Source organism: Kitasatospora sp. NPDC057518, assembly GCF_042802075.1.
In the GTDB taxonomy this organism is placed as follows: Bacteria; Actinomycetota; Actinomycetes; order Streptomycetales; family Streptomycetaceae; genus Kitasatospora.
The window spans coordinates 1-23,615 of sequence record NZ_JBHVEU010000093.1 but is presented as its reverse complement, the minus strand read 5'-3'; the positions used below and the strand labels follow the sequence as shown (position 1 = coordinate 23,615).

Sequence of the window (23,615 nt, the reverse complement as noted above, 5' to 3'; positions counted from 1 at the left end):
GTGCTCCAGGCAGGCCTGGAGCACGCCGCGGAAAAAGCCTCACCACTCGGAGGTAAAGAGCAGAACACCGCAACATCCGCACGGCGCCAAAGGGTCCGGTGCAGGTATATCGGTACGGTCGTGCGCCCGTTCGTCAGGCCAGCCCGAGGGTGAGATGGGGGTAGCCGGCGTGGATGCGGTCGCCGAGCTTGATGTCGAGGCCGGCGATGAAGGATTCGATCTTCTCGGTGGCCTCCTCAACGGTTTCGGCCTCACCCTTGTACTCGAACTCGATGAAGTCTCCGAGGTCGCCCACACTGTCAAAGGCGACGGCGATGCTGTCGATGAACCACTCTTCGCGAGTCTTGTCGACCGTGGTGAGCTTGGTGAAGTCGAGGGAGTCCAGGATGTGCTGGACAGCGGTGGCGTCGGAGACGGTGCTCTCGAACTCGTCGCAGTGGGTCTTGATCTTCCGCTCCAGCGGGTACCACCGCTTGAAGTTCAGGGAGGAGATGCCGTCCTCGATACGGATCCGGAGCCACTCGGAGATCACGTCTCCGGAGAGGAAGTCCTTGTGGGGGGCGTTGTAGTAGTGGTCGACCTGGCGGGTCGGTCGGCCGGCTTTGCCGCCCCGGGCGGTGAGCTGGTCCTTTAGCTCCTGGGGGTCGCTGAGGAGCTTGAACTTCTGTTCGACTTCGGTGTACTTCACGGGCTTTTCTCCTGAGTGTCGGTCAGCGAGGCGATGGTCTCGCGGACGAGCGCCATGACGGATTGGACTGCTTTCGACGTCCGTGACGAGGACGTGGGTCGCCCCTCACCGTTCGTGCGGAACCGCATCAACCTGCTCGGCCGGTGCTCCTTCCGGCTCTCCGACCGGCCCGGCGGGCTGCGGCCACTGCGTGGTCCGGACGCCGTTGGGGCGTGATGCCGCAGGCACCGTTGCGGGGCCCGGGCGTTGTGCTCCGGATTACCGGGTGCCGCGGTCGGGGGTTGGGGTGCGCGGTCGTAGGCGTTCTCCCTGCGGCCCGAACATGATCAGGTATTCGACCGGTCCGCCGGGGCCGGCGTTCGCGACTCCGTGGGCGGTGCGGGTGTCGAACTCGGCTACGTCCCCGGCGCTCAGGACGAGGTCCTGCTCGCCGAGCGCCAGCCACAGTCGGCCGTACAGGACGCACAGCCATTCGTATCCGTCGTGGGAGACCTGCCGCGGCCGCGCCGGGGGTGCGTCGACGGCGGGGAGGACGTGCTTGTGGGCGTGCAGGCCCCCGACGTAGCGGGTCAGCGGTAGCACCGCCTTGTCGCCGCCGGAGCGAGGCGGCACCGGGGCGCGCGGTCCGGTCGCCGCCGCGGGTGCGGTGCCGGCCAGCTCGTCCAGGGAGACGCCGTACGCCTTCGCGAGTTGCAGCAGCACTTCCAGGGTCGGCTTGCGCCGGCCGGTCTCGATCCGCGACAGCGTGCTCAGCGAGATGCCGGTCGCGCGGCTGACGCCGGTGAGTGTGGCGCCGTGCCGCTCGCGCGCGGTCCGCAGCCGGGGGCCCATGGCCGCCAGCGTGTCGGCTGTGCCGTCGTCCGTCACCGTCGCCCCGCTCCCTGCGGCCGTGCCGCCTTCACCGCCCTGTCCTGCCAGTTTGCCACGATGGCAAGGGTGTTCGCGTCGCGCTGCCGCCGCGCCGCATGATCGGCGGGTACCCGCGGCCGCCCGTGAACCGAGGAGAAGCGATGCACCAGCCCGCGCCGTCCACCGACCTGCGCCACCGCACCATCGAGGCACCCGCCGGGCGCCTGCACCTGGTCGAGCAGGGCACCGGACCACTGGTCCTGCTCGTCCACGGCTTCCCCGAGTCCTGGTACTCCTGGCGCCGCCAACTCCCGGCCCTCGCGGCGGCGGGGTACCGGGCCGTGGCGCTCGACGTACGCGGCTACGGCCGCTCCTCCAAGCCGGCCGCGACGGACGCCTACCGGATGCTCGACCTGGTGGAGGACAACGTCGCCCTGGTGCGCGCCCTGGGCGAGGAGAGGGCGGTGGTCGTCGGGCACGACTGGGGCTCCAACATCGCGGCGGCCTCCGCCCTGCTCCACCCCGAGGTCTTCCGCGCCGTCGCACTGCTGAGCGTCCCCTACGCGCCGCCCGGCGGCCCCCGCCCCACCGACGTCTTCGCGCGGATGGGCGGCGACCAGGAGTTCTACGTCTCGTACTTCCAGGAGCCCGGCCGGGCCGAAGCGGAGATGGAGCCCGACCTCCGGGGCTGGCTCGCGGGCTTCTACGCGGCCATGTCCGCCGACACCATGCCCGCTCGGGGCGAGCCCGACCCGCACTTCGTGGCCCGCGCCGGCGGCCGGCTGCGCGACCGCTTCCCCGGCGGCAGGCTGCCCGCCTGGCTGACCGAGGACGACCTCGACGTGTACGCCGGGGAGTTCGAGCGCACCGGCATGACCGGGGCCCTCAACCGCTACCGCACCATGGACCGCGACTGGGAGGACCTCGCCCAGTACGCCGGAGCCCCGATCAGGCAGCCGTCCCTGTTCATCGGCGGCGCCCTGGACGCTTCCACGACCTGGATGGCCGACGCGATCGAGGCCTACCCGACCACCCTCCCCGGCCTGGCCTCCGCCCACATCCTGGAGGGCTGCGGGCACTGGATCCAGCAGGAGCGCCCCGCGGAGGTCAACCGTCTGCTGACCGCCTGGCTCGCCTCCCTCCAGGACTGAACCGCCGGGTGTGCCGGCCGGCCCCCCGGCGCGAGCGGGCCGGTCACCTCGGCGACGGCCTGTCGGCCGCGCACCAGTCGCGATCCGGCCTGGATGTTCCTCAACCCCTGTGCAGTACTTGGCCGTTGTGGCCTCCTGCGAGGCCGTGACCCGGCCCTGCGCGGTCGTCGGGCCGCCGCCCCCGGTGCTGTTGCGGCACGGTCCGGGCCCGACCCGGAGCGTGCCGGAGTGGTGGTCCGCGGGTGTTCGCCCGTGGATGGTCGTGGCTCGGAGGCTTCGGGCGGTCCTCCGGGCGGCCCGCCGCAAGGTGCCCGGTATGTCGGGTATGTGCGGGCCCCTTCGGGGTTCAGCAACGCACGATCATGAACCCCCGGGACGGGTTCCGGTGGTGTGCGGGCGGGCGCATCCTCGTGGGGCGGGCATCGGCGTCGAGGTGGCGGCCGGGATCTCCCGCGACCGAACCCGCCGGTTCAAGGGCGGACCCGGGGCGACGACCCGGTGGTCCGTCGGGGCCTTCCGGTGGTCGGCCGTCTGATTCTCACTGCGGGGGGCATCGATGATGGACAGTGCTGGTTGTCGTGGCGGGCGTGAGCTCCCGGCGCGTGCGGTCGCGGTGGTCGGGGTCGGCTGCCGGTTCCCGCAGGCGGACGGGCCGGAGGCGTTCTGGCGGCTGCTGCGCGGCGGTGGTGACGCGGTGGTCGGGCGGCGGGGCGGCCGGGGGCCGGCACGCGGGGGGTTCCTGGACGGGGTGGACGGATTCGACCCCGAGTTCTTCGGCATCTCGCGGCGCGAGGCCATGGCGATGGACCCGCAGCAGCGGCTGGCCCTCGAACTGGCATGGGAGGCGCTGGAGGACGCCAGGACCCTGCCGGGCGCCCTGGAGGGCAGCCGGACGGGCGTGTTCCTGGGGGTGATCGCGGACGACTACGCGACGCTGCTGCACGGGCTGGGCCCCGACGCGGTGACCGGGCACACCCTGACCGGGCTGCAGCGCGGGGTGACCGCCAACCGGATCTCGTACACGCTGGGCCTGCACGGTCCGAGCCTGGTGGTGGACACCGGCCAGTCGTCCTCGCTGGCCGCCGTGCACCTGGCGTGCGCGAGCCTGCGCAGCGGCGAGTCCGAGCTGGCGCTGGCCGGCGGGGTGAGCCTGGTCCTCGCGCCGGAGAGCACCCGGGCGCTGGAGCGGGCCGGAACGCTGTCGCCGGACGGGCGCTGCTTCACCTTCGACGCCCGCGCCAACGGCTACGTCCGCGGTGAGGGCGGCGGGGTGGTGGTGCTCAAGCTGCTGGAGGCCGCCGTCCGGGACGGCGACCGCATCCACGCCGTCATCCGCGGCAGCGCCCTGAACAACGACGGCGCGACGCAGACGCTGCCGACCCCGGGCCGGGCGTCGCAGGAGCGGGTGCTCCTGGAGGCCTGTGTCGACGCGGGCGTCGAGCCGGGCGAGGTCCAGTACGTCGAGCTGCACGGTTCGGGGACGCGGGCCGGCGACCCGGTCGAGGCCGCGGCGCTCGGCGCGGCGCTGGGCTCGGTGCGCGGCGAGGGCGATCCGCTGCTGGTCGGGTCGGTGAAGACGAACATCGGCCATCTGGAGGGCGCGGCGGGGATCGCCGGGTTCATCAAGACCGTCCTGTGCCTCGCCGAGCGCGAGCTCGTGCCCAGCCTGAACCACGTCGGGCCCGGCGAGCGGGTTCCGCTCGACAAGCTGCGGCTGCGGGTGAACACCGAGGCCGGGGCCTGGCCCTCGCCGTACGGTCAACTGGTCGCCGGAGTCAGCTCGTTCGGGATCGGCGGCACCAACTGCCATGTGATCCTGTCGGATTGGCCGGGCGTGGAAGCAGCATCCGAGGAGAAGGAGGAGGCCGGGGCGCTGCCCTGGGTCCTGTCCGGGCGGGACGAGCCCGCACTGCGGGAGCAGGCCGAGCGGCTGCGCGCCCATGTGGCGGCGCGTCTGGCGCTCGGGGCGGCCTCGGTGGGCCGGTCGCTGGCCGTCACCCGCACCGCGTTCGAGCACCGCTGCGTGGTCGTCGCGGACGACCGGGACGGCTTCCTCACCGAACTCGCGGACCGGGCGGCCGGGCGGCCGTCGGCGGCCGTGGTGGAGGGCCGGCACGAGGGGCCGCCGGTGCGGCCGGTCTTCGTCTTCCCCGGCCAGGGCTCGCAGTGGACGGGCATGGCGGCGGAGCTGATCGAGACCTCCCCGTTCTTCGCCGAGCGGATCGACGAGTGCGCCGAGGCCCTCCGCCCGTACGTGGACTGGTCGTTGGCCGATGTCCTGCGCGGGGCCTCCGGTGCGCCGCCGCTGGAGGGCGACGAGGTGGTCCAGCCCGCGCTGTGGGCGGTGATGGTCTCGCTGGCCGCGCTGTGGCGCTCGGCCGGGGTGGAGCCGGCTGCCGTGGTGGGGCACTCGCAGGGCGAGATCGCCGCCGCCACCGCCGTGGGCGCGCTGTCGCTCCGGGACGGTGCGCGGATCGTGGCCCTGCGCAGCCGGGTGCTGAACCGGATCGCGGGCGGTGGCGGCCTGTTGTCGGTGGACCTCCCGGCCGAGCGGGTGGAGCGGGACCTCGTGGTGGCTGAGGTCGCGGCCGGCGGCCCCGGACTGTCGGTCGCGGCGGTCAACGGCCCGGCGCACACGGTGGTGGCGGGGCCGGCGGCCGCGCTCGACGCGCTGGCCGCCCACTACGGGCCGCGGGTGCGCACCCGGCGGATCCCGATCGACTACGCCTCGCACAGCGCGGCCGTCGAGGAGCTGCGGGACGGCCTGCTCGCCGCGTTCGCCGGGATCGCCCCGCGCTCCACCGGCGTGCCGTTCCACTCGACCGTCACCGCCGGACCGGTCGACACCGCCGAGCTGGGCCCCGGGTACTGGTTCCGCAACCTGCGCGAGCCGGTCCGGTTCGGGCCGGTCGTCGAACGCCTGCTGGACGCGGGCCACTCGACCTTCCTGGAGATCAGCCCGCACCCGGTGCTGGCGATGGGTGTCCGGCAGGCGATCGACCTGCACGGCGGGGACGGCGCCGCGCTGAGCACGCTCCGGCGCGGCCACGGCGGCCGCCGGCGGTTCCTCACGGCGGCGGCCGAGGCCTTCGTCCGGGGCGTCCCGGTCGACTGGTCCGCGCTGCTGCCCGCCTCGGCGCCGCTCGCCGACCTGCCGACCTACCCGTTCCAGCGCCGCTCCTACTGGCCGTCCGGGATGCCGGGGGCCACCGGGAGCGAGCGGGCGGACGAGGGGACGCAGACGCTGGCGTCGACCCCGGCGCCGGTTCCGGCCCTGGACGGGCGGTCGGTCCTGGAGCTGGTCCGGAGCCTGACCGCCGTCGTGCTGGGCACGGGCTCGGCCGCCGACGTCCGGCCCGGGCGGACGTTCCGCGAGATGGGCCTGGACTCGGCCATGACGCTCGAACTGCGCGACCGGCTGGCGGCCGCGACGGGGCTGAACCTGGAGAGCACCGTCCTGTACGACCACCCGAGCCCGGCCGCCCTCGCCGCCGCGATCGGCGCGCTGAAGGCGAACGACGAGGCCGACAAGGACAACGAGGCCGAGCCGGAGGCCGGCAACGACGGCAAGGCCGGAAACGACGACGAGGCCGACGACCCCGTGGTCATCGTCGGCATGGCCTGCCGCTTCCCCGGCGGGGTGCGCTCGCCCGAGGGCCTGTGGGACCTGGTCGACGCCGGCACCGACGCCATCGGCGACTTCCCCGACGACCGGGGCTGGGACCTGGCGGCGCTCCACCACCCGGACCCGGACCGGGCCGGCACCTCCTACGTCCGCCGGGGCGGCTTCGTCCGGGACGTCCCGGACTTCGACGCGGAGTTCTTCGGGATCAGCCCGCGCGAGGCCCTCGCCATGGACCCGCAGCAGCGGCTCCTGCTGGAGGTCGCCTGGGAGGCGCTGGAGCGGGCCGGGATCGACCCTGCGGCGCTGAAGGGCAGCCGGACCGGCGTGTTCGCCGGGGCGATGCACTCCGGCTACGGGCCGAGCATGGAGACGGCCGGGCCCGGCGTCGCGGGGCACCTGCTGACGGGCACCAGCGTGAGCGTGGTCTCCGGGCGGATCGCGTACGTCCTCGGCCTGAACGGGCCCGCGCTGACGGTGGACACCGCGTGCTCGGCGTCGTTGGTCGCGCTGCACCAGGCGGTGCGGTCGGTCCGGGCCGGGGAGTGCTCGCTCGCCCTGGCCGGCGGGGTCACCGTCATGGCGACGCCCGGCATGTTCGTGGAGCTGTCCCGCCAGCGGGTGCTGGCCGCCGACGGCCGCTGCAAGGCGTTCTCCGCCGGGGCGGACGGCACCGGCTGGGGCGAGGGCGCGGGCATGGTCGTGGTCGAGCGGCTCTCGGACGCCCGCCGCCACGGCCACCCGGTGCTGGCGGTCGTGGCCGGCAGCGCCGTCAACTCGGACGGCGCCTCCAACGGGCTGTCCGCGCCCAGCGGGGTCGCCCAGCAGCGCGTGATCGAGGACGCGCTCGCCGACGCCGGGCTCGCGCCGCGGCAGGTCGACGCCGTGGAGGCGCACGGGACCGGCACCGCCCTGGGCGACCCGATCGAGGCCAACGCCCTGCTGGCCGCGTACGGGCAGGGCCGGGAGCGGCCGCTGTGGCTCGGGTCCCTCAAGTCCAACATCGGGCACGCCCAGGCCGCGGCGGGCGTCGGCGGCGTGATCAAGATGGTCCAGGCGCTCCGGCGGGGCGCGCTGCCCGCCACGCTGCACGCCGACGAGCCGTCCCCGCACGTCGACTGGACGGCCGGCTCGGTGGCCCTGCTCGACCGGGCCCGGCCCTGGCCGGAGACCGGGGAGCCCCGGCGCGGCGGCGTCTCCTCGTTCGGGATCAGCGGCACCAACGCGCACGTGATCCTGACCGAGCCGCCGGCCGGGCAGCAGCCCGGGCAGCCGACCGGGCCCGGGGCGGCGGGGGGACCGCCGGCACCGCCCGTGGTGCCGGTCGTGCTGTCGGCCCGCACCCCGGAGGCGCTGCGGGAGCGGGCCCGCGGGCTGGCCGACGGCCCGCTCGACCCGGTCGCCGCCGCGCCGGCCCTGACCGCCCGGACCTCCTGGGACGAGCGTGCCGTGGTGGTCGCCGCCGACCGGCCGGAGGCCGAGCGGGCGCTGGCGGCGCTGGCCCGCGCCGAGGAGGCTCCCGGCCTGGTCACCGGCCGGGCCGGCGAGCCCGGCCGGACCGTCCTGGTCTTCCCCGGCCAGGGCGGCCAGTGGCGCGGGATGGCGGCGCGACTCGCCGCCGAGAGCCCGGTGTTCGCGGCCCGCCTGGCCGAGTGCGAGCGGGCGCTCGCGCCGTACGTCGACTGGTCGTTGGCCGACGTCCTGGCCGATGGCCGGGCCGAAACCCGGACGGACGCCCCGGCCGAGGCCCGGACGGACGCCGCGTCCGACGCCCGGACCGGCGCGCCGACCGGCGCGTCCCCGCTCGACCGGATCGACGTCGTGCAGCCCGCGCTGTGGGCGGTGATGGTGTCGCTGGCCGAGCTGTGGCGGGAGGCCGGGGTCGTCCCGGACGCCGTGGTCGGCCACTCCCAGGGCGAGCTCGCCGCCGCCGTGGTGGCCGGGGCGCTCTCCCTGGAGGACGGCGCCCGCGCCATCGCGCTGCGCAGCCGCCTGGCCGTCGACCTGATGGGCCGGGGGGCGATGGCCGTCGTCCCGCTGCCCGCCGCGCGGGTGCGGGAGCGCCTCGGCGCGCTGAGCATCGCCGCGGTCAACGGACCGGCCGTCACCGCCGTGGCCGGCGCCCCGGACGCGATCGCCGCCCTGGTCGACGGGTACCGGGCCGAGGGCGTCAACGCCCGGGTGATCCCGGCGGCCTTCGCCTCGCACTGCCCGGCGGTCGAACCGATCCGGGCGGAGCTCCTGGCCGGGCTGGCGCCGCTGACGCCGCGCGGCGGCGGGATCGCGCTGATGTCCTCGGTCACCGCCGACTGGCAGGACGGCGCCGGGCTGGACGCGGCCTACTGGTACCGGAACCTGCGGCACACCGTGCGCTTCCAGGAGGCCGTCGAGGCGCTCGTCGCCTCCGGCCACACCACCTTCGTCGAGGTCGGCCCGCACCCGGTGCTGGGCGGCAGCATCGGCCAGATCCTGGAGGAGGCCGGTGTCGACGGGATCGTCACCGGCTCGCTGCGCCGCGACGACGGCGGCCTGCGCCGCTTCCTCACCTCCGCCGCCGAGGCCCACGTCCGCGGTCTGCCCGTCGCCTGGGAGCGCCTCACCGGTGCGGCGGCCGGCCACGTCGACCTGCCCACCTACCCCTTCCAGGGCCGCCGCTACTGGCTCACCGGAGCGGCCGGGCCGACCGGCACGGCCGACCTCGGCCAGGCGCCGGCCGAGCACCCCCTGCTCGGCGCGGCCGTCGAACTCGGCGACGGCGAGACGGTGTTCACCGGACGGCTGTCGGCCCGCAGCCACCCCTGGCTGGCCGACCACGTCCTGGCCGGGACGGTCGTCGTGCCGGGCACCGCGTTCCTGGAGCTGGCCCTGCACGCGGGAGCGAAGGCCGGGACGGCGCGGATCGAGGAACTGACCGTCGCCACCCCGATGGAGCTGCCCGCGGACGGCGCCGTCGACCTGCGCGTACGGGTGTCCGGCGCGGACGGCGACGGGCTGCGGACCTGCCGGATCTCGGGCCGGGCGACCGGCGGGGGCGAGTGGATCGAGCACGCCACCGGCACGCTGAGCGCCGACCACATCCCTGCGCAGGACCCGGCCCCGCTCCGGAACCGGGCCGCCACCGATTGGCCGCCGACCGGCGCGACGCCGGTGCCGTCGACCCGGATGTACGAGGACCTCGCCCTGCGCGGCCACCAGCCCGGGCCGGCCTTCCAGGGCCTGCGGGCCGCCTGGCGGGGCGCCGGCGGCGAGCAGTACGCCGAGGCCGTCCTGCCGGAGCCGGCGGAGGCCGACGCCGGGTCCTACCGGCTGCACCCCGCCCTGCTCGACGCCTCCCTGCACGGTCTGATCGCCGCCGCCCCGGGCCACGAGGGGCGGCCCGTACAGCCGGTGCGCTGGCGCGGAGTGTCCCTGACGGCCGCTCCGGCCGGCGGCCGGACATCCCTGCGGGTGCAGGCCGGGCCCGCCTCGGACGGCGGCCTCCCGCTGGCCCTGCTCGACGCCTCGGGGGAGCCGGTGGGGCTGGTCGAGGCGGTGGAGCTGCGCCCGGTCGCGGTGGGACGCCCCGCCGACCCGGCCGCCGCCGCGCGCGACTCGCTGTTCGCCCTCGGCTGGGAACCGCTGCGGGAGTCGGAGCCGGTGTCGTCGCCGGTCGGCCCGGTGCCGGTCGTCCCGTGGGACGCCCTCGACCCGGACGCGCTGCTCGCGGCGGCCGACCCGGACACGCCCACCGTGGTGAGCTGCCCGACCGGACCGCACGGACCGCACGGACCGTACGGACCGCAGGACGCCACCGACCCGGCGACGGCGGCCAGGACCGCCGTCCACCGCACCCGGGACCTGCTCGCCCGGTGGCTCGCCGAGGACCGGCTCGCCGGGTCCCGTCTGGTGCTGGTCACCCGGGGCGCGGTCGCCGTGCGGCCCGGCGAGACCGTCCGGGACCTCGCCCAGGCGGCGGTCTGGGGCCTGGTGCGCACCGCCCAGGTCGAGCACCCGGGCCGGTTCACCCTGGTCGACCTGGCCCCCGGCACCACCGTGCCCGAAGGCACTCCCACGATCGAAGGCGCCCCCGAGGTCCCGGCCGCCGTACTGACCCCGGAGGAGAACCAGCTGGCCGTCCGCGACGGCGCCGTCCTGGTGCCCCGGCTGGTGTCCGCCGTGGGCGATCCCGCGCTGCGGCCCCCCGAGGACGCGGCGGCCTGGCACCTGGACATCCCCGAGCGCGGCACCCTCACCGGCCTGGAGCTGCGGCCCTGTCCCGAGGCCGCCGCCGAGCCCGGTCCCGGCCGGGTCCGGGTCGCGGTCCGCGCCGCCGGGCTGAACTTCCACGACGTCCTGGGCGCGCTCGACATGCACCCCGGCGATCCGGGCCCGCTCGGCCTGGAGGGCGCGGGCGTGGTCACCGCGACCGGGCCCGGGGTCACCGGCCTGGCCGTCGGCGACCGGGTGACGGGCCTGTTCCCGGCGGCGTTCGGCACGGTGGCCCAGGCCGACCACCGCACCCTGGTCAGGATCCCGGACGACTGGTCCTTCACCCGGGCCGCCGCCGTGCCGGTCGCCCACCTGACCGCCCTGCACGCCCTGGTCGAACTGGGCGGCGTGGGTGAGGGGGACCGGGTGCTGGTCCACGCCGGGGCGGGCGGCGTCGGCCTGGCCGCCGTCCAGCTGGCCCGGCACCTGGGCGCGGAGGTCTTCGCGACCGCGAGCCCCGCCAAGTGGCCCGCGCTGCGCGCCCTCGGCCTCGACGACGACCACCTCGCCTCCTCCCGCGAGCCCGGCTTCGGCGCCCGCTTCAGTGCCGGCCCGAGTGCCGGCCCGGGTGCGGGCCCGGGTGCCGGCCCCGACGCGGGCGACCGGCGGATGGCGCTCGTCCTGAACTCGCTGACCGGCGAGCTCGTCGACGAGTCGCTCCGGCTGCTGCGTCCCGGCGGGCTCCTGGTCGAGCTCGGCCGGACCGAACAGCGCGACCCCGCCGAGGTGGCCGCCGCGCACCCCGGCGTGCGCTACCGGGCGTTCAACCTGCTCCAGCTGCCGCCCGAGCACCTCGCCCGCCTGCTGGAGCGGACGGTCGAGCTGTTCGCCCGGGGCGCGTTCGGCTGGCCCGCCGTCACCGACCTGGACGTCCGGCGGGCGCCCGAGGCCTTCGGGCTGCTGCGCCAGGGCACCCACGTCGGCAAGGTCGTGCTCACCGTCCCGCCGGTCCTCGACCCGGACGGAACCGTCCTGATCACCGGCGGGACGGGCGCCATCGGCCGGGCCGTGGCGCGGCACCTGGTCACCGGGCACGGCGCCCGGCGCCTGCTGCTGGCCGGCCGCCGGGGAGGCGATGCGCCGGGAGCCGCCGAGCTGGCGGCCGAACTGACCGGGCTCGGCGCCGAGGTGGCGTTCGCGGCCGTGGACGTCGCCGACCGGGCCGCCGTCGCCGCGATGATCGCGGCGGTCCCCGCCCGGCACCCGCTGACCGCCGTGATCCACGCCGCCGGCGTGGTGGACGACGCGCCCGTCGCCTCGCTCACCCCCGCGCGGATCGACCGGGTGATGCGGGTCAAGGCCGACGGCGCCTGGCACCTGCACGAGCTGACCGCCGGTCACCCGCTCACCGCCTTCGTCCTGGTCTCCTCGGTGATGGGGACGCTCGGCGGCGCCGGCCAGGGCGGCTACACCGCCGCCAACGCCTTCCTCGACGGGCTCGCCCGGCACCGCCGCGCCCAGGGCCTGCCCGCCCTCGCGCTGGCCTGGGGCCTGTGGGGCGACCCGGACGGCATGCTGGGCGCCCTCGGCGACGCCGACCGCGCCCGCTTCGCCCGGGCCGGGCTGGTGGAGATCGACCCCGGGCACGGCCTGGCCCTGCTGGACGCGGCGCTGCCGTCACCGCACGCCGTCCTGGTGCCCGCCCGGCTCGACCGCGAGGTCCTGCGCGACCTCGGACCGGACCTCCCGCCGGTGCTGCGCGAGGTCGTGGCGGCCGCCGGGGCGGGGCGGGGCGGGAACGGCCCGACGCCACGGCGGCACCGCCCGCTGCGCGAGGAGCTGGGCGGCCTGACCGCCGGTGAACGCGCCGACGCCCTGGCCGACCTGGTCCGGACCCACATGGCCGCCGTCCTGGGCTCCCGGCCCGAGGCGATCCCGGACGACCGGCCGTTCGGCGAGCTCGGCTTCGACTCGCTCACCTCGGTCGAGTTCCGCAACCGCCTCGGCACGGCGACGGGGCTGAAGCTCCCGCTCACCCTGCTGTTCGAGGCGCCGACGCTGCCCGAGCTGGTCGCCGTCCTGGACGCCGGGCTCGCCCCGCCCGTCCACGAGACCGGGCCGGCTCAGGGAACCGGGCCCGAGCCGGCCGCCGGGGAGTGCGACCAGGACGCGACGGCCCTCGACGAGGACGTGGCGGCCCTCGTCGAGGCCGCGACCGCCGAGGAGCTCCTCGACTTCATCGACCGCGAGCTCATCTGACCCCGGTCCGCCGCCCCACCCCCCACCCCCTACGACCACGAGCCCACCAGATCCCCACGGAGGACCGATCCGTCATGGCATCAGCATCGGACGAGAAGCTGCTCGGATACCTCAAGCGCCTCACCCTCGACCTGCACGAGGCGCGCGGGCGCCTGCGCGAGCTGGAGGAGGGGGAGCGGGAGCCGATCGCGATCGTCGGCATGGCGTGCCGGTACCCGGGCGGGGTCGACTCGCCCGACGCGCTGTGGCGGCTGCTGGCCGAGGGCGGGGAGAGCGTCGGCGCGTTCCCCCGCGACCGGGGCTGGGAGGAGGGGCTGTACGACCCCGAGGGCGGCGGCCGGAGCCTGACCGGTTCCGGCGGATTCCTGTACGACGCGGCCGAGTTCGACGCCGGCTTCTTCGGGATCAGCCCGCGTGAGGCGCTGGCCATGGACCCGCAGCAGCGGCTGCTGCTGGAGACCGCCTGGCGGGCCTTCGAGGACGCCGGGATCGACCCGGAGTCGGTGCGCGACACCGAGACCGGCGTGTTCGCGGGCCTGTCGAACCTCGATTACGGGCTGGGGCGCGGCGAGGTGCCCGAGGAGGCCGAGGGCTTCCTGACCACCGGGGCGGTGGGCGGCGCGGCGTCCGGCCGGATCTCGTACACGCTCGGCCTGCGCGGTCCGGCGATCACCGTGGAGACGGCCTGTTCGTCCTCGCTGGTCGCGCTGCACCTGGCCGTCCGGTCGCTGCGCGGCGGCGAGTGCGCGATGGCGCTGGCGGGCGGGGCGACGGTCATGTCCACCCCGCAGCTGTTCACCGAGTTCACCAGGATGCAGGGCGTGGCGCCGGACGGCCGGTGCCGCCCGTTCTCGGCCGGGGCCGGCGGCAGCGGGCTCTCCGAGGGCGTGGGCGTGCTGCTGCTGGAACGGCTGTCGGACGCGCGGCGGCGCGGCCACCCGGTGCTGGCCGTGGTGCGCGGCAGCGCGGTGAACCAGGACGGCGCCAGCAACGGCTTCACCGCGCCGAGCGGGTCGGCGCAGCAGCGGGTCATCCGGCAGGCGCTGGCGGACGCCCGGCTGTCGCCCGGCGACGTCCAGGTGGTGGAGGCGAGCAGCACCGGCACGGAGCTCGGCGACCCGATCGAGGCGCGCGCCCTGCTGGCCGCCTACGGGCAGGACCGGGACCGGCCGCTGCGGCTGGGCTCGTTGAAGCCCAACATCGGGCACTCCCAGGCGGCGGCGGGCGTCGCCGGGGTGATCAAGACGGTGCTGTCGATGCGTCACGGCACACTCCCCGCCACCCTGTACGCGGACGAGCCCACCCCGCACGTCGACTGGTCGGCGGGCGCGGTCGAGCTGGTCGCCGAGCGGGCCGCCTGGCCGGGGACGGCCGGGCCCAGGCGGGCCGGGGTGTCCTCGCAGGGCATCAGCGGCACCAACGCCCACGTGATCATCGAGGAGGCCCCGGCCGCCTTGGAGGCGGGGGAGACCGGGGACGGGGAGGCCGGTCCGGGCGGGCCGCGGCTGCTGACCCTGTCCGCCAAGTCGCCGGCCGCGCTCGCCGAACTCACCGACCGCTATACCGAGTTGCTCGCGGACGGCGGGCCGGGCGCGGACGACGGGCCGGGTGCGGCCGGCGGGTCCGGCTTGGCGGCGGTCTGCCGGGCCACCGGCCTCGGCCGGGCGCACTTCCCGCACCGGCTGACGGCCGTCGCCTCCTCGGCCGCCGAGCTGCGGGACCTCCTCCTGCGGACCCGCCGGGAGGAGGAGCCGCCGGCCGGCGTCCGGGTCGGCACCCGGACCCCGGAGGGCGGCCGGGGCCCGGTGTTCCTCCTCACCGGCGCCGCCGGCCCCCTGGCCGGGCCGGACGCCGAGGCGGTCGCCGTCCTGGCCGAGGCCGAGCCGGTCTTCCGCCGCGCCCTGGACCAGTGCGCCGAGGCGCCCGGCGGCCGGCTCTCGCCGTTCGCCGTCGGCTACGCGCTCGCCGAGCTGTGGCGCTCGTGGGGCGTGCGGCCCGCCGCCGTCCTCGGCCACGGCACCGGCGAGCTGGTGGCCGCGTGCGTGACGGGCACGATGAGCCCGGAGGACGCGCTGGTGGCGGCCCGTACGGTCCGGAACGCGGCCGCGCCGGACGCCGCCGGGTCGGAGCGGTTCGCCGCCGGCCTCGCCGCGCTGCTGCGGGACGGCCACCGCACCTTCGTGGAGCTCGGGCCCGCCTCGCCGCTGCTCGACAAGGTCCGGGCGGCCGGGCACACCGCGGTCCTGCCGTCGCTGCGCCCGGGGGAGGACGCCCGGCGCACCCTCCTCGACAGCCTCGGCGCGCTCTACACCCGGGGCGCGCGGATCGACTGGGCACGCGTGCACGGCGAGCCCGCCGGGCCGCCGGTGCGCCTGCCCGGGTACCCGTTCCAGCGCGAGCGCTACTGGCTCTGGACCGGCGCCCCGCGCCGCGCCGGGGCGCCGGCACCGGAGGGGTCGCTGGTCGCGCAGGTACGGCTGGTCGGCCCCGACGGTACGCCGGTGGCGCTCGCCGACGGCGTACGCCTGGAGGCGGTGCCGGACGCCCTGCCGCCCACCGCGCCCGCGACGGAGACGCCCGCGACGGAGCCGCCCGCGACGCAGGGACCCGTCGAGGACGTCGTCGAGCTGGTGGCCGGCATCGTCGGCCGGGCGCGCGGCGCGGCCGTCACCGGCGACGACCGGGAGCTGCCGCTGCGGCGCCTGGCCGTCGACTCGCTGATCGCGATGGACATCCGGCAGACCCTCGCCCGGCGGCTCGGCGTGGACCTGCCGCTGCGCGACCTGCTGGACGGCCGTAGCGTCACCGCGATCGCCGACGCCGTCCGGGCCGCACGCGGCGACACCGACGGCAGCGGTAGCGGCGCTGAAGCCCGACGACCCGGGACGGCGCTGGTCGCCGACCCGGCGGCCCGCCACGAGCCGTTCCCGCTCACCGACCTCCAGCAGGCCTACCTGGTCGGCCGGACCGACGCCTTCGAGCTCGGCAACGTCTCCACCTCCTTCCTGGTCGAGGTGGACCTGACGGACACCGACCCGGACCGGCTGGCCGCCTCCTTCCGGCAGCTCGTCGACCGGCACGACATGCTCCGCGCGGTCGTCTCCCGGGACGGGCACCAGCGGGTGCTCGCCGAGGTCCCCGAGTACCGGATCGCCACCGTCGACCTGCGGGCCTGCGACCCGGTCGAACGGGAGCGCCGGCTGGCCGCGATCCACCGGGAGATGCGGGACCAGGTCTTCGACACCGAGGCCTGGCCGCTGTTCGACGTCCGGGCCACCCTGCTCGACGCCCGCACCACCCGGCTGCACCTCAACTTCGACGCGCTGATCATCGACGGCCGCAGCTCCGGGCTGCTGTTCCGGGAGTGGGCGCAGGCCTACCGCCACGGGGAGCCCGCGACCCCCGCCCCGGCCGTCACCTACCGCGACTACGTGCTCGCCGCCGCCGGGGCGGACGCCGAGGGGCGCGAGCGGTCGCTCGCCTACTGGCGGGCCCGCGTCGACTCGCTGCCGCCCGCGCCCGCCCTGCCGCTGCGTCCGGGCCCGGCGCCCCGGCGGCCGGAGTTCGTCCACCGCACGGCCCGGGTCGGGGCCGGGGCGTGGCGGCGCTTCAAGGAGCACGCCGCGGCGGCGGGCCTCTCGCCCTCGGCCGCGCTGTGCGCCGCGTACGCGCAGGTGCTGGGCGCCTGGAGCGCCTCGCCGCGCTTCACGCTCAACCTGCTGGCGTTCCACCGGCGGCCGCTGCACGAGGACGCCGGCCGGGTGGTCGGCAACCTCAGCGCCACCACCCTGCTGGAGGTCGACGCCGCCCCCGGCGAGGCCTTCGCCGCGGGCGCCGCGCGCCTCCAGGACCAGCTGCTGGCCGACCTCGAACACGGCCACGTCAGCGGCGTCGAGGTGCTGCGCGAACTCAACCGCGCCCGCGGCGGGACGGGCCTGGCGGGCATGCCGGTGGTCTTCACCAGCACGATCGGCTTCTCCGCCCGGAGCGACGGCGATGACGGCGACAACACCGCCGACGGCGCCGACGGCGGCCCGGAGCAGCGCGGGGCGCTGACCGCGCTGACCGCGCTCGGCACCGCCGGCGAGCTGGCCTCCAGCTCGGTGCGCACCCCGCAGGTGTGGCTCGACCACCAGGCCCTGGAGGAGGCCGGGGAGCTGGTCCTGAACTGGGACGTGGTGGAGGAGGTGTTCCCCGAGGGCGTCGTCGACGGGATGTGGGAGGCCTACCGGGACCTGGTGCGCGGCCTGTGCGAGGAGGGCGCGTGGCGCCGCCCGCCGGCCGTGCTCGCGCCGGAGTCCGACATGGCGGTCCGCCGGGCCGTCAACGCCACCGACGGCCCCGTCCCCGCCGAGCTGTTGCACGACGCGTTCCTGCGGCAGGCCGCGGCCCGGCCGGACGCGCCCGCCGTCATCACCGCCGCCCGGACCCTCAGCTACCGCGAGGTGGACCGCCGGTCCGACCGGATCGCCCGTCGGCTGATCGAGGACGGCGCCGGCCCGGGCGCGCTGGTCGGCATCGTGCTGGACAAGGGCTGGGAGCAGGTCGTCGCGGCGCTGGCCGTCCTCAAGACCGGGGCCGCCTACGTGCCGGTCGACGCCGCCGTGCCCGGCCCCCGCCTGCGGATGATCGTGGAGACCGCCGGGATCGGCCTGGTGCTGACCCGCTCGGCGGTCGCGGCCGGGCTCGACCTGCCGGACGGCACCCGCGCGCTGCACGTCGACACCGAGCCGGAGGACACCGGCGCGGACGGCCCGCTGCCGCCCTCCCCGGCCCGGCCCGAGGACCTCGCGTACGTCATCTTCACCTCGGGCTCCACCGGGGTGCCGAAGGGCGTGATGATCGAGCACACCGGCGCGGTCAACACGATCCGGGACGTCAACGACCGGTTCGGCGTGACCGGGGACGACCGGGTGCTGGCGCTGTCGGCGTTCAACTTCGACCTCTCGGTCTACGACGTGTTCGGCCTGCTCGCGGTCGGCGGCGCCGTGGTCCTGCCCGACGCCCCGGCGCAGCGCGAGCCGGCCGCCTGGCTGGACCTGGTGACCCGGCACCGGGTGACGGTCTGGAACAGCGTCCCCGCGCTGATGGAGATGTTCGTCGAGCACGTGCGGGCGCTCGGCGGCCCGTTCCCGCTGCGGCTGGTGATGATGAGCGGCGACTGGATCCCCGTCACCCTCCCCGGCGCCGTCGCCGCGGTCCTGCCGGACGCGCGGGTCGTCGGCCTGGGCGGTGCGACCGAGGCCTCGATCTGGTCGATCCTGCACCCGATCACCGACGTGGACCCGGAGCGGACGAGCATCCCGTACGGCCGGCCGATGCGGAACCAGCGCTTCCATGTGCTGGACGAGGCGCTGCGGCCGCGCCCGGCCTGGGTCCCCGGCGACCTGTACATCGCGGGCACCGGCCTGGCCCGCGGCTACCTCGGCGACGAGGAGAAGACCCGCGCGGCCTTCCCGCGCCACCCGGTGACGGGGGAGCGGCTCTACCGCACCGGCGACCTCGGCCGCTACCTGCCGGACGGCGACATCGAGTTCCTCGGGCGCGCGGACTTCCAGGTGAAGATCCAGGGCCACCGGATCGAGCTCGGCGAGGTCGAGGCGGCGCTGCTGCGCCGGCCGGACGTCCGGGCGGCGGCCGTGGTGGCCGAGGGCGAGCGCGGCGGCCCGCGGCGGCTCGTCGGCTACGCGGTGGCGGACGCCTCCGAGGAGGAGCTGCGCGCGGCGCTCGGCCGGGAACTGCCGGGGTACCTGGTGCCCGCCCGGATCGTCCTGCTGCCGGAGCTGCCGCTGACCGACAACGGCAAGGTGGACCGCCGGCGGCTTCCCTCGCCCGGGCTCGCGGCCCCGTGCCCCGGCGGGGCGGTCGCCCCGCGCGACGCGGCCGAGCGGCTGCTCGCCGGGATCTGGGCCGAGTTCTTCGGCACTCCCGCGGCGACCGCCGACGCCGCCCCGGACCCCGCCGTCGCCGCCCCGGACCCCGCCGTCGCCGCCCCGGACCCCGCCGACGCCGCCCCGGACCCTTCCGGTTTCGACGTCACGGCGAACTTCTTCGACCTCGGCGGCGACTCCATGCTCGCGGTGCGGATGATGGCCCGGATCAGGCAGTGCACCGGCCGCTCGCTGCCGGTGGCCACGCTGCTCGCCCGGCCGACCGTCGAGGCGCTCGCCGGGGTGCTGCGCGAGCGGGCCGAGGACGAGGGCCGGGCGGCCCTGGTCACCGTCCGGGGCACCGGGGCCCGGCCGCCGCTGTTCCTGGTCCACCCGGTCGGCGGCGACGTGCTCTGCTACGCCGGGCTCGCCGCCCTGCTGGACGAGGACCAGCCGGTCCACGCCCTCCAGTACCCCGAAGCGGACGCCGAAGCGGACGCCGAGGCGGACCCCGGGGCGCAGCCCGCCCCGCGGACCGTGGCCGAGCTGGCCGCGCACTACGCCGACGCGATCACCGCGCGGTTCCCGGACGGCCCGTACCGGCTCGGCGGCTGGTCGATGGGCGGGGTGATCGCCCTGGAGACCGCCCGGCTGCTCACCGACCGGGGCGCGGCGGTCGAGCTGGTCGCGGCCGTGGACCTGCTCGAACCGCCCGGCCGCACCGAGCCCGCCGCCGAGCCGGCGCTGCTGGCCCGGTTCGCCCGCGACCTGGCCGGGCTGGCCGGCCACGACTGGAACCCCGGGCCGGAGGAGTTCGAGCCGGTCGACGGCGGCTCCCCGGTCGAGGAGCTGCTGATCCGGGCCCGGCGGGCCGGCGTCCTGCCGGAGGAGATCGACGGCGCCACCCTGGAGCGGCTCGCGGGCCGGTTCCTGCGCCTCAGCCGGGCGCTGGCCGAGCACCGGCCCGTCCCGTACCGGGGCCGGGTCCGGCTGCTGCGGGCGATGGACGGGGCCAGCACGGCCACCACCCGGCGGTGGCTGGAGCTGCTCGGCGACCGGGCGGAGAGCGTCGACGTGCCCGGCGACCACTACAGCGTCATGCGCGCCCCGTACCTCCCGACCCTGGCGGCCGAGCTCGACAAGGCGCTGAACGACCTGTGACCCGCCGCCCCGGAGAACCCCACCGCACCCGCCGAACCAGGAGGACCGGATGACCACCCTCGAACTGCCGCCCCGGACCGGGACGCCCCGGACCGGTACGCCCCGCACCGGGACGGCCCGCACCGCCGCCTCGGTCCTGGACCGGGTACGGAGCTACGCCGCCGGCCTGCCGGCCACCGCGCCGGAGACCGAACGGCTGGGCCGGATCCCCGGTGACGTCCTGGCGGGCCTGAAGGCCACCGGGCTGCTGCGGGCCGCCCTGCCGCCGCGGCTGGGCGGGGTCGAGCTGACCGTGCCGGAGACCACCCGGGCGATCGACCTGCTGGCCGAGGGCGACGCCTCGGTCGCCTGGTGCGCGTCCGTCGCGCTGAACGCCTCGCTGGCCGTGGTCTCGCTGCCCGAGGACGTCTTCGCCGAGCTGTTCCCGGACCCGGACCTGATCACCGCGACGGTGCTGCCGCCGGCCGGGCGGTCGGTCCGGCACGGCGGCGGCCACCTGCTGACCGGCCGCTGGACCCACGCCAGCGGGATCACCCACGCCGACCGGGTGCTGGCCGGGTTCCTGACCCCGGAGGGCACCCCGAGGGTCGCCGTCCTGGACGCCGCGCAGGTCCGGGTGCTGGACACCTGGCACACCACCGGGCTGCGCGGCACCGGCTCGCACGACATCGAGGTCGCCGACCTGTACGTCCCGGAGCGGCACACCTTCGCCCTGGCGCCGTCCGGCACCCGGGCGGAGCCGCTCCACCTGCGCGCCGACAACCTCGCCCTCAAGATGGCGGGCGTGCCGCTGGGGATCGGCCGGGCCGCGCTGGCCGGCGCCCGGGAGCTGCTGTCCCCCCGGCGCACCGCGCTGCCCTACCCGGGGGTCCGGGCCGACCTCGCGCACGCCGAGTCGCTGATCGGCGCGGCGGACGCCTACGTGTACCGCACGCTGGAGCAGGCCTGGGCGGCCCAGGCGGCGGGCCTGGCGCCGGAGCGCGGCACGGCGGCGCTGGCCCGCCGGTTCGCCCACCGGGCCTGCCGGGAGGCGGTCCAACTCCTGTACGACGCCGTGGGATCGGCCGCGGTCTACACCGAGCGCACCCCGCTCGACCGCTGCCTGCGCGACGTCGTCACAGCGGGCCGCCACGTCGCCTCGGCGGAGAAGGTCCTGGACGGTGTCGGCGAGCTGCGGCTCGGGGGCGCGCCCGAGTCCCCGCACCTCTGATCAGGGACCCTCAGGCCCTCAGGCCGTCACGCCTCCTCGCGCCAGCCCTCGTAGCCGGCCGCGAGGCGGTCGAGGGCGTGCAGCAGCGCCGGGGTCCAGCCGCTCTCCGGGGCCTCGGCCACGACCAGCCACTGGGCGTCCTCGGCGTCGTCCTCGCCCGCGAGCGCGTCGCGGACGACTTCGAGCTCGCCGAGGTCGGGCTGGGCGGCGCCGAGCTCCTCGGCGGCCTCCTCGGCGGTGTCGCGGTCGGGCAGGACGAGCAGCTGCCGGGCGTACGGGTCGTCGACGGCCGGGAGGTCGGTGGTGTGGTTCTCGCTCACCCGGACATTGTCCAGGTCGGGCCGCCCGCTCCGTCGGGCGGGAGTGTCCGCGGCCCGTGGGATGCTGGTAGGCGATGGCCAGGAAGAGTGCACCCGACGACCTGCTCGCCCCGCTGACCCTCGCGGTCGGCCAGGAGGAGCTGCTGCTGGACCGCGCGGTCGCCCAGGTGGTGGCGGCGGCGAAGGCGGCGGACCCGGACACCGACGTACGGGACCTGCCGCCCGGCGGCCTGCAGCCCGGCAGCCTGGCCGAGCTGACCACGCCGTCGCTGTTCGCCGAGCGCAAGGTGATCGTGGTCCGGGCCGCGCAGGACCTCTCCGCCGACTCCGTGAAGGAGGTCAAGGCGTACATCGAGGCCCCGGCCGAAGAAGTGATCATGGTGCTGGTGCACGCCGGCGGCGCCAAGGGCAAGGGCCTGCTGGACGCCGGGCGCAAGGCCGGCGGGCGCGAGGTGGCCTGCCCCAAGCTGGCCAAGGCGAGCGAGCGGCTGGCCTTCGTCAAGGGCGAGTTCCGCACCCTGGGCCGCTCCGCGACCCCGGAGGCCTGCCAGACGCTGCTGGACGCGCTCGGCAGCGACCTGCGCGAGCTGGCGGCCGCCTGCAACCAGCTGACCTCCGACGTCGAGGGCACGATCGACGAGACGGTGGTGGCCCGCTACTACAGCGGCCGGGCCGAGGCGACCGGCTTCGAGGTCGCCGACCTGGCGGTCACCGGCCGGGCCGCGGAGGCGCTGGAGCGGCTGCGCTGGGCGCTGGCCGTCGGCCAGCCGCCGACCGGCATCACCTACGCGCTGGCCTCCGGCGTGCGCAGCATCGGCCGGCTGGCGAGCGCCGGGCGGAACATGCGCCCGGGCGACCTGGCCCGCGAGCTGGGCATGCCGCCGTGGAAGGTCGACCGGGTCCGCCAGCAGATGCGCGGCTGGACGGGCGACGGGGTGGCCACCGCGCTGACCGCGATCGCCCAGGCCGACGCCGCCGTCAAGGGCGGTTCGGACGACCCGGCGTACGCCCTGGAGCGCGCGGTGGTCGCCGTCGCCCGGGCCTCCCGGGCCGGTTCCCGGCCCGCCTACTGACGGCCCGGCGCCGCGGGCCCCGGCGCTACTTCTTCATGGCCCGCACGGTGTCCTGCCCGTCGGACTGGAGGGCGGTGCGCAGCTCCTCCTTGGTCGGCGGCTTGCCCTTGCCCTCGGTGTAGCCGGCCGAGTAGGTGACGTAGTACGTCATCCCGCCGTCGCGGATGTCCAGTTCGGCGTAGACGCTGTGGTACTGGTCCGAGCCGTCGTCCTTGTACAGGAAGTACGCCTCCTCGCCGAGCCCCGCGATGTCGGTGACCTGGTAGCCGCGGGCCCGGTAGAGCTCCTTGTTGGCCTCCAGCTCGGGCGCCGGGTTGACCGCCTTGTGCAGGTCGACGCGCATGTAGAGGGTGGCGGACTCGCTGTCGCTGGTGCCGCCGGTGCGCTTGAGCGACATCGAGCAGTTCATGCTGTCCAGCGCCGGGTGCCGGTCGGTGTGGTGGGTCGGCTTGGAGGTGTCCGAGACGGAGTAGGTCTGCAGGAGCTTCGTGGGCTTCCCGGTGGCGCAGAAGTCGTCGGAGAGGTGGTAGCCGCGCAGGTCGCGCGGCGAGGAGTCGCTGCTGACCAGGCCGGGGACGGCCGTCACGGCGGCGGCCCAGCCGATCGAGACGGTCACCGCGCCGACGAACGCCCAGACGGCGTTGCGCCGCAGGTTCCCGCTCCGCCCGGGGGCGGGGGCGGCGGGCTGGCCGGGCGCGGTGGGCAGCCCCGGCGGCGGTCCGAAGCCGCCGGCGCCCGCGGGGCCGGGAGCGCCCGGTACGGGCTGCGCGCCCCCGCCCGGCTGCTGCTGGAAGCCGTACCCCGGTCCGTTCGGTGGCTGCGGGAAGCCGTACCCCGGCCCGTTCGGTGGCTGCGGCGGCGGTGGCGTCGTCATGGAAGTTCCCCCCTGGACCTGGCGCCGAGGTGCTCCCCGCACCCCGGTCGGACCCGACCGACGATAGCCGCCGGGCCGCGGAACGCGACAGGCGCCGCAGCGGCCTCGGGGAGAGGCGCGGGCGCTGGCGACCCTGCGGCGGCTGAGCGAGGCTCTCGACCGGCTGGAGGCGGAGAATCCACCGGACGGATGATGTCACTCTCTGTAATCATTGGCTACGCTCGTGGTGCCCTGGGGGGCGAGCCGGTCGCGGCGGGAGAGTTCGGTGAGGGCGGAGACGACACCGGCGTTGAGCCGGCGCGGCCAGCGGCCGACCCGCCAGGCGGGCAGCGCGACCTTGGTCAGCAGCC

Annotated in this window: 8 protein-coding genes and 1 pseudogene; 5 read left to right on the top strand and 4 right to left on the bottom strand. The window is 76.6% G+C overall.

Going from position 1 to position 23,615, the window contains the following annotated elements; translation table 11 throughout:
• Window positions 1–133: 133 nt before the first annotated feature.
• Both cyaB and ACFU7Z_RS12595 read right to left on the bottom strand, forming a co-directional pair.
• Window positions 134–688 (bottom strand): class IV adenylate cyclase, encoded by a 555-nt coding sequence (gene cyaB / locus ACFU7Z_RS12600; RefSeq protein WP_380777504.1) that lies wholly within the window; start codon window positions 686–688, stop codon window positions 134–136.
• 258 nt (window positions 689–946) lie between these two features.
• Entirely contained in the window at window positions 947–1,555 is a 609-nt protein-coding gene (locus ACFU7Z_RS12595) for a helix-turn-helix domain-containing protein (protein WP_380777503.1), read from the bottom strand.
• Between the two features lie 143 nt (window positions 1,556–1,698).
• On the opposite strand from ACFU7Z_RS12595, the gene ACFU7Z_RS12590 reads away from it, so the two are divergent.
• The 4 genes and pseudogenes from ACFU7Z_RS12590 (at window position 1,699) to ACFU7Z_RS12575 (ending at window position 20,998) form a co-directional block, all read left to right on the top strand.
• On the top strand, window positions 1,699–2,688 hold the full coding sequence (locus ACFU7Z_RS12590; RefSeq protein ID WP_380741699.1) for an alpha/beta fold hydrolase: 990 nt from the start codon (window positions 1,699–1,701) through the stop codon (window positions 2,686–2,688).
• Between the two features lie 556 nt (window positions 2,689–3,244).
• Complete coding sequence (locus ACFU7Z_RS12585; protein ID WP_380777502.1) at window positions 3,245–12,757, top strand: type I polyketide synthase; 9,513 nt, start codon at window positions 3,245–3,247, stop codon at window positions 12,755–12,757.
• An 80-nt stretch (window positions 12,758–12,837) separates the two neighbouring features.
• A pseudogene (locus ACFU7Z_RS12580) lies at window positions 12,838–19,788 on the top strand (amino acid adenylation domain-containing protein); the annotation flags it as partial.
• A gap of 49 nt (window positions 19,789–19,837) precedes the next feature.
• Window positions 19,838–20,998, top strand: a complete 1,161-nt coding sequence (locus ACFU7Z_RS12575; protein ID WP_380777501.1) for an acyl-CoA dehydrogenase family protein — start codon at window positions 19,838–19,840, stop codon at window positions 20,996–20,998.
• A 26-nt stretch (window positions 20,999–21,024) separates the two neighbouring features.
• Here ACFU7Z_RS12575 and ACFU7Z_RS12570 read toward each other — a convergent pair whose 3' ends face one another.
• Window positions 21,025–21,318 (bottom strand): hypothetical protein, encoded by a 294-nt coding sequence (locus ACFU7Z_RS12570; RefSeq protein ID WP_049657893.1) that lies wholly within the window; start codon window positions 21,316–21,318, stop codon window positions 21,025–21,027.
• A gap of 74 nt (window positions 21,319–21,392) precedes the next feature.
• Between ACFU7Z_RS12570 and holA the strand changes: the two genes are divergently transcribed.
• Entirely contained in the window at window positions 21,393–22,391 is a 999-nt protein-coding gene (gene holA, locus ACFU7Z_RS12565; RefSeq protein WP_380777500.1) for a DNA polymerase III subunit delta, read from the top strand.
• 25 nt (window positions 22,392–22,416) lie between these two features.
• On the opposite strand, the gene ACFU7Z_RS12560 is transcribed toward holA, so the two are convergent.
• The gene (locus ACFU7Z_RS12560; protein WP_380777499.1) at window positions 22,417–23,265 is read right to left on the bottom strand and encodes a hypothetical protein; all 849 of its coding nucleotides are present in this window, start codon (window positions 23,263–23,265) and stop codon (window positions 22,417–22,419) included.
• Window positions 23,266–23,615: the final 350 nt, after the last annotated feature.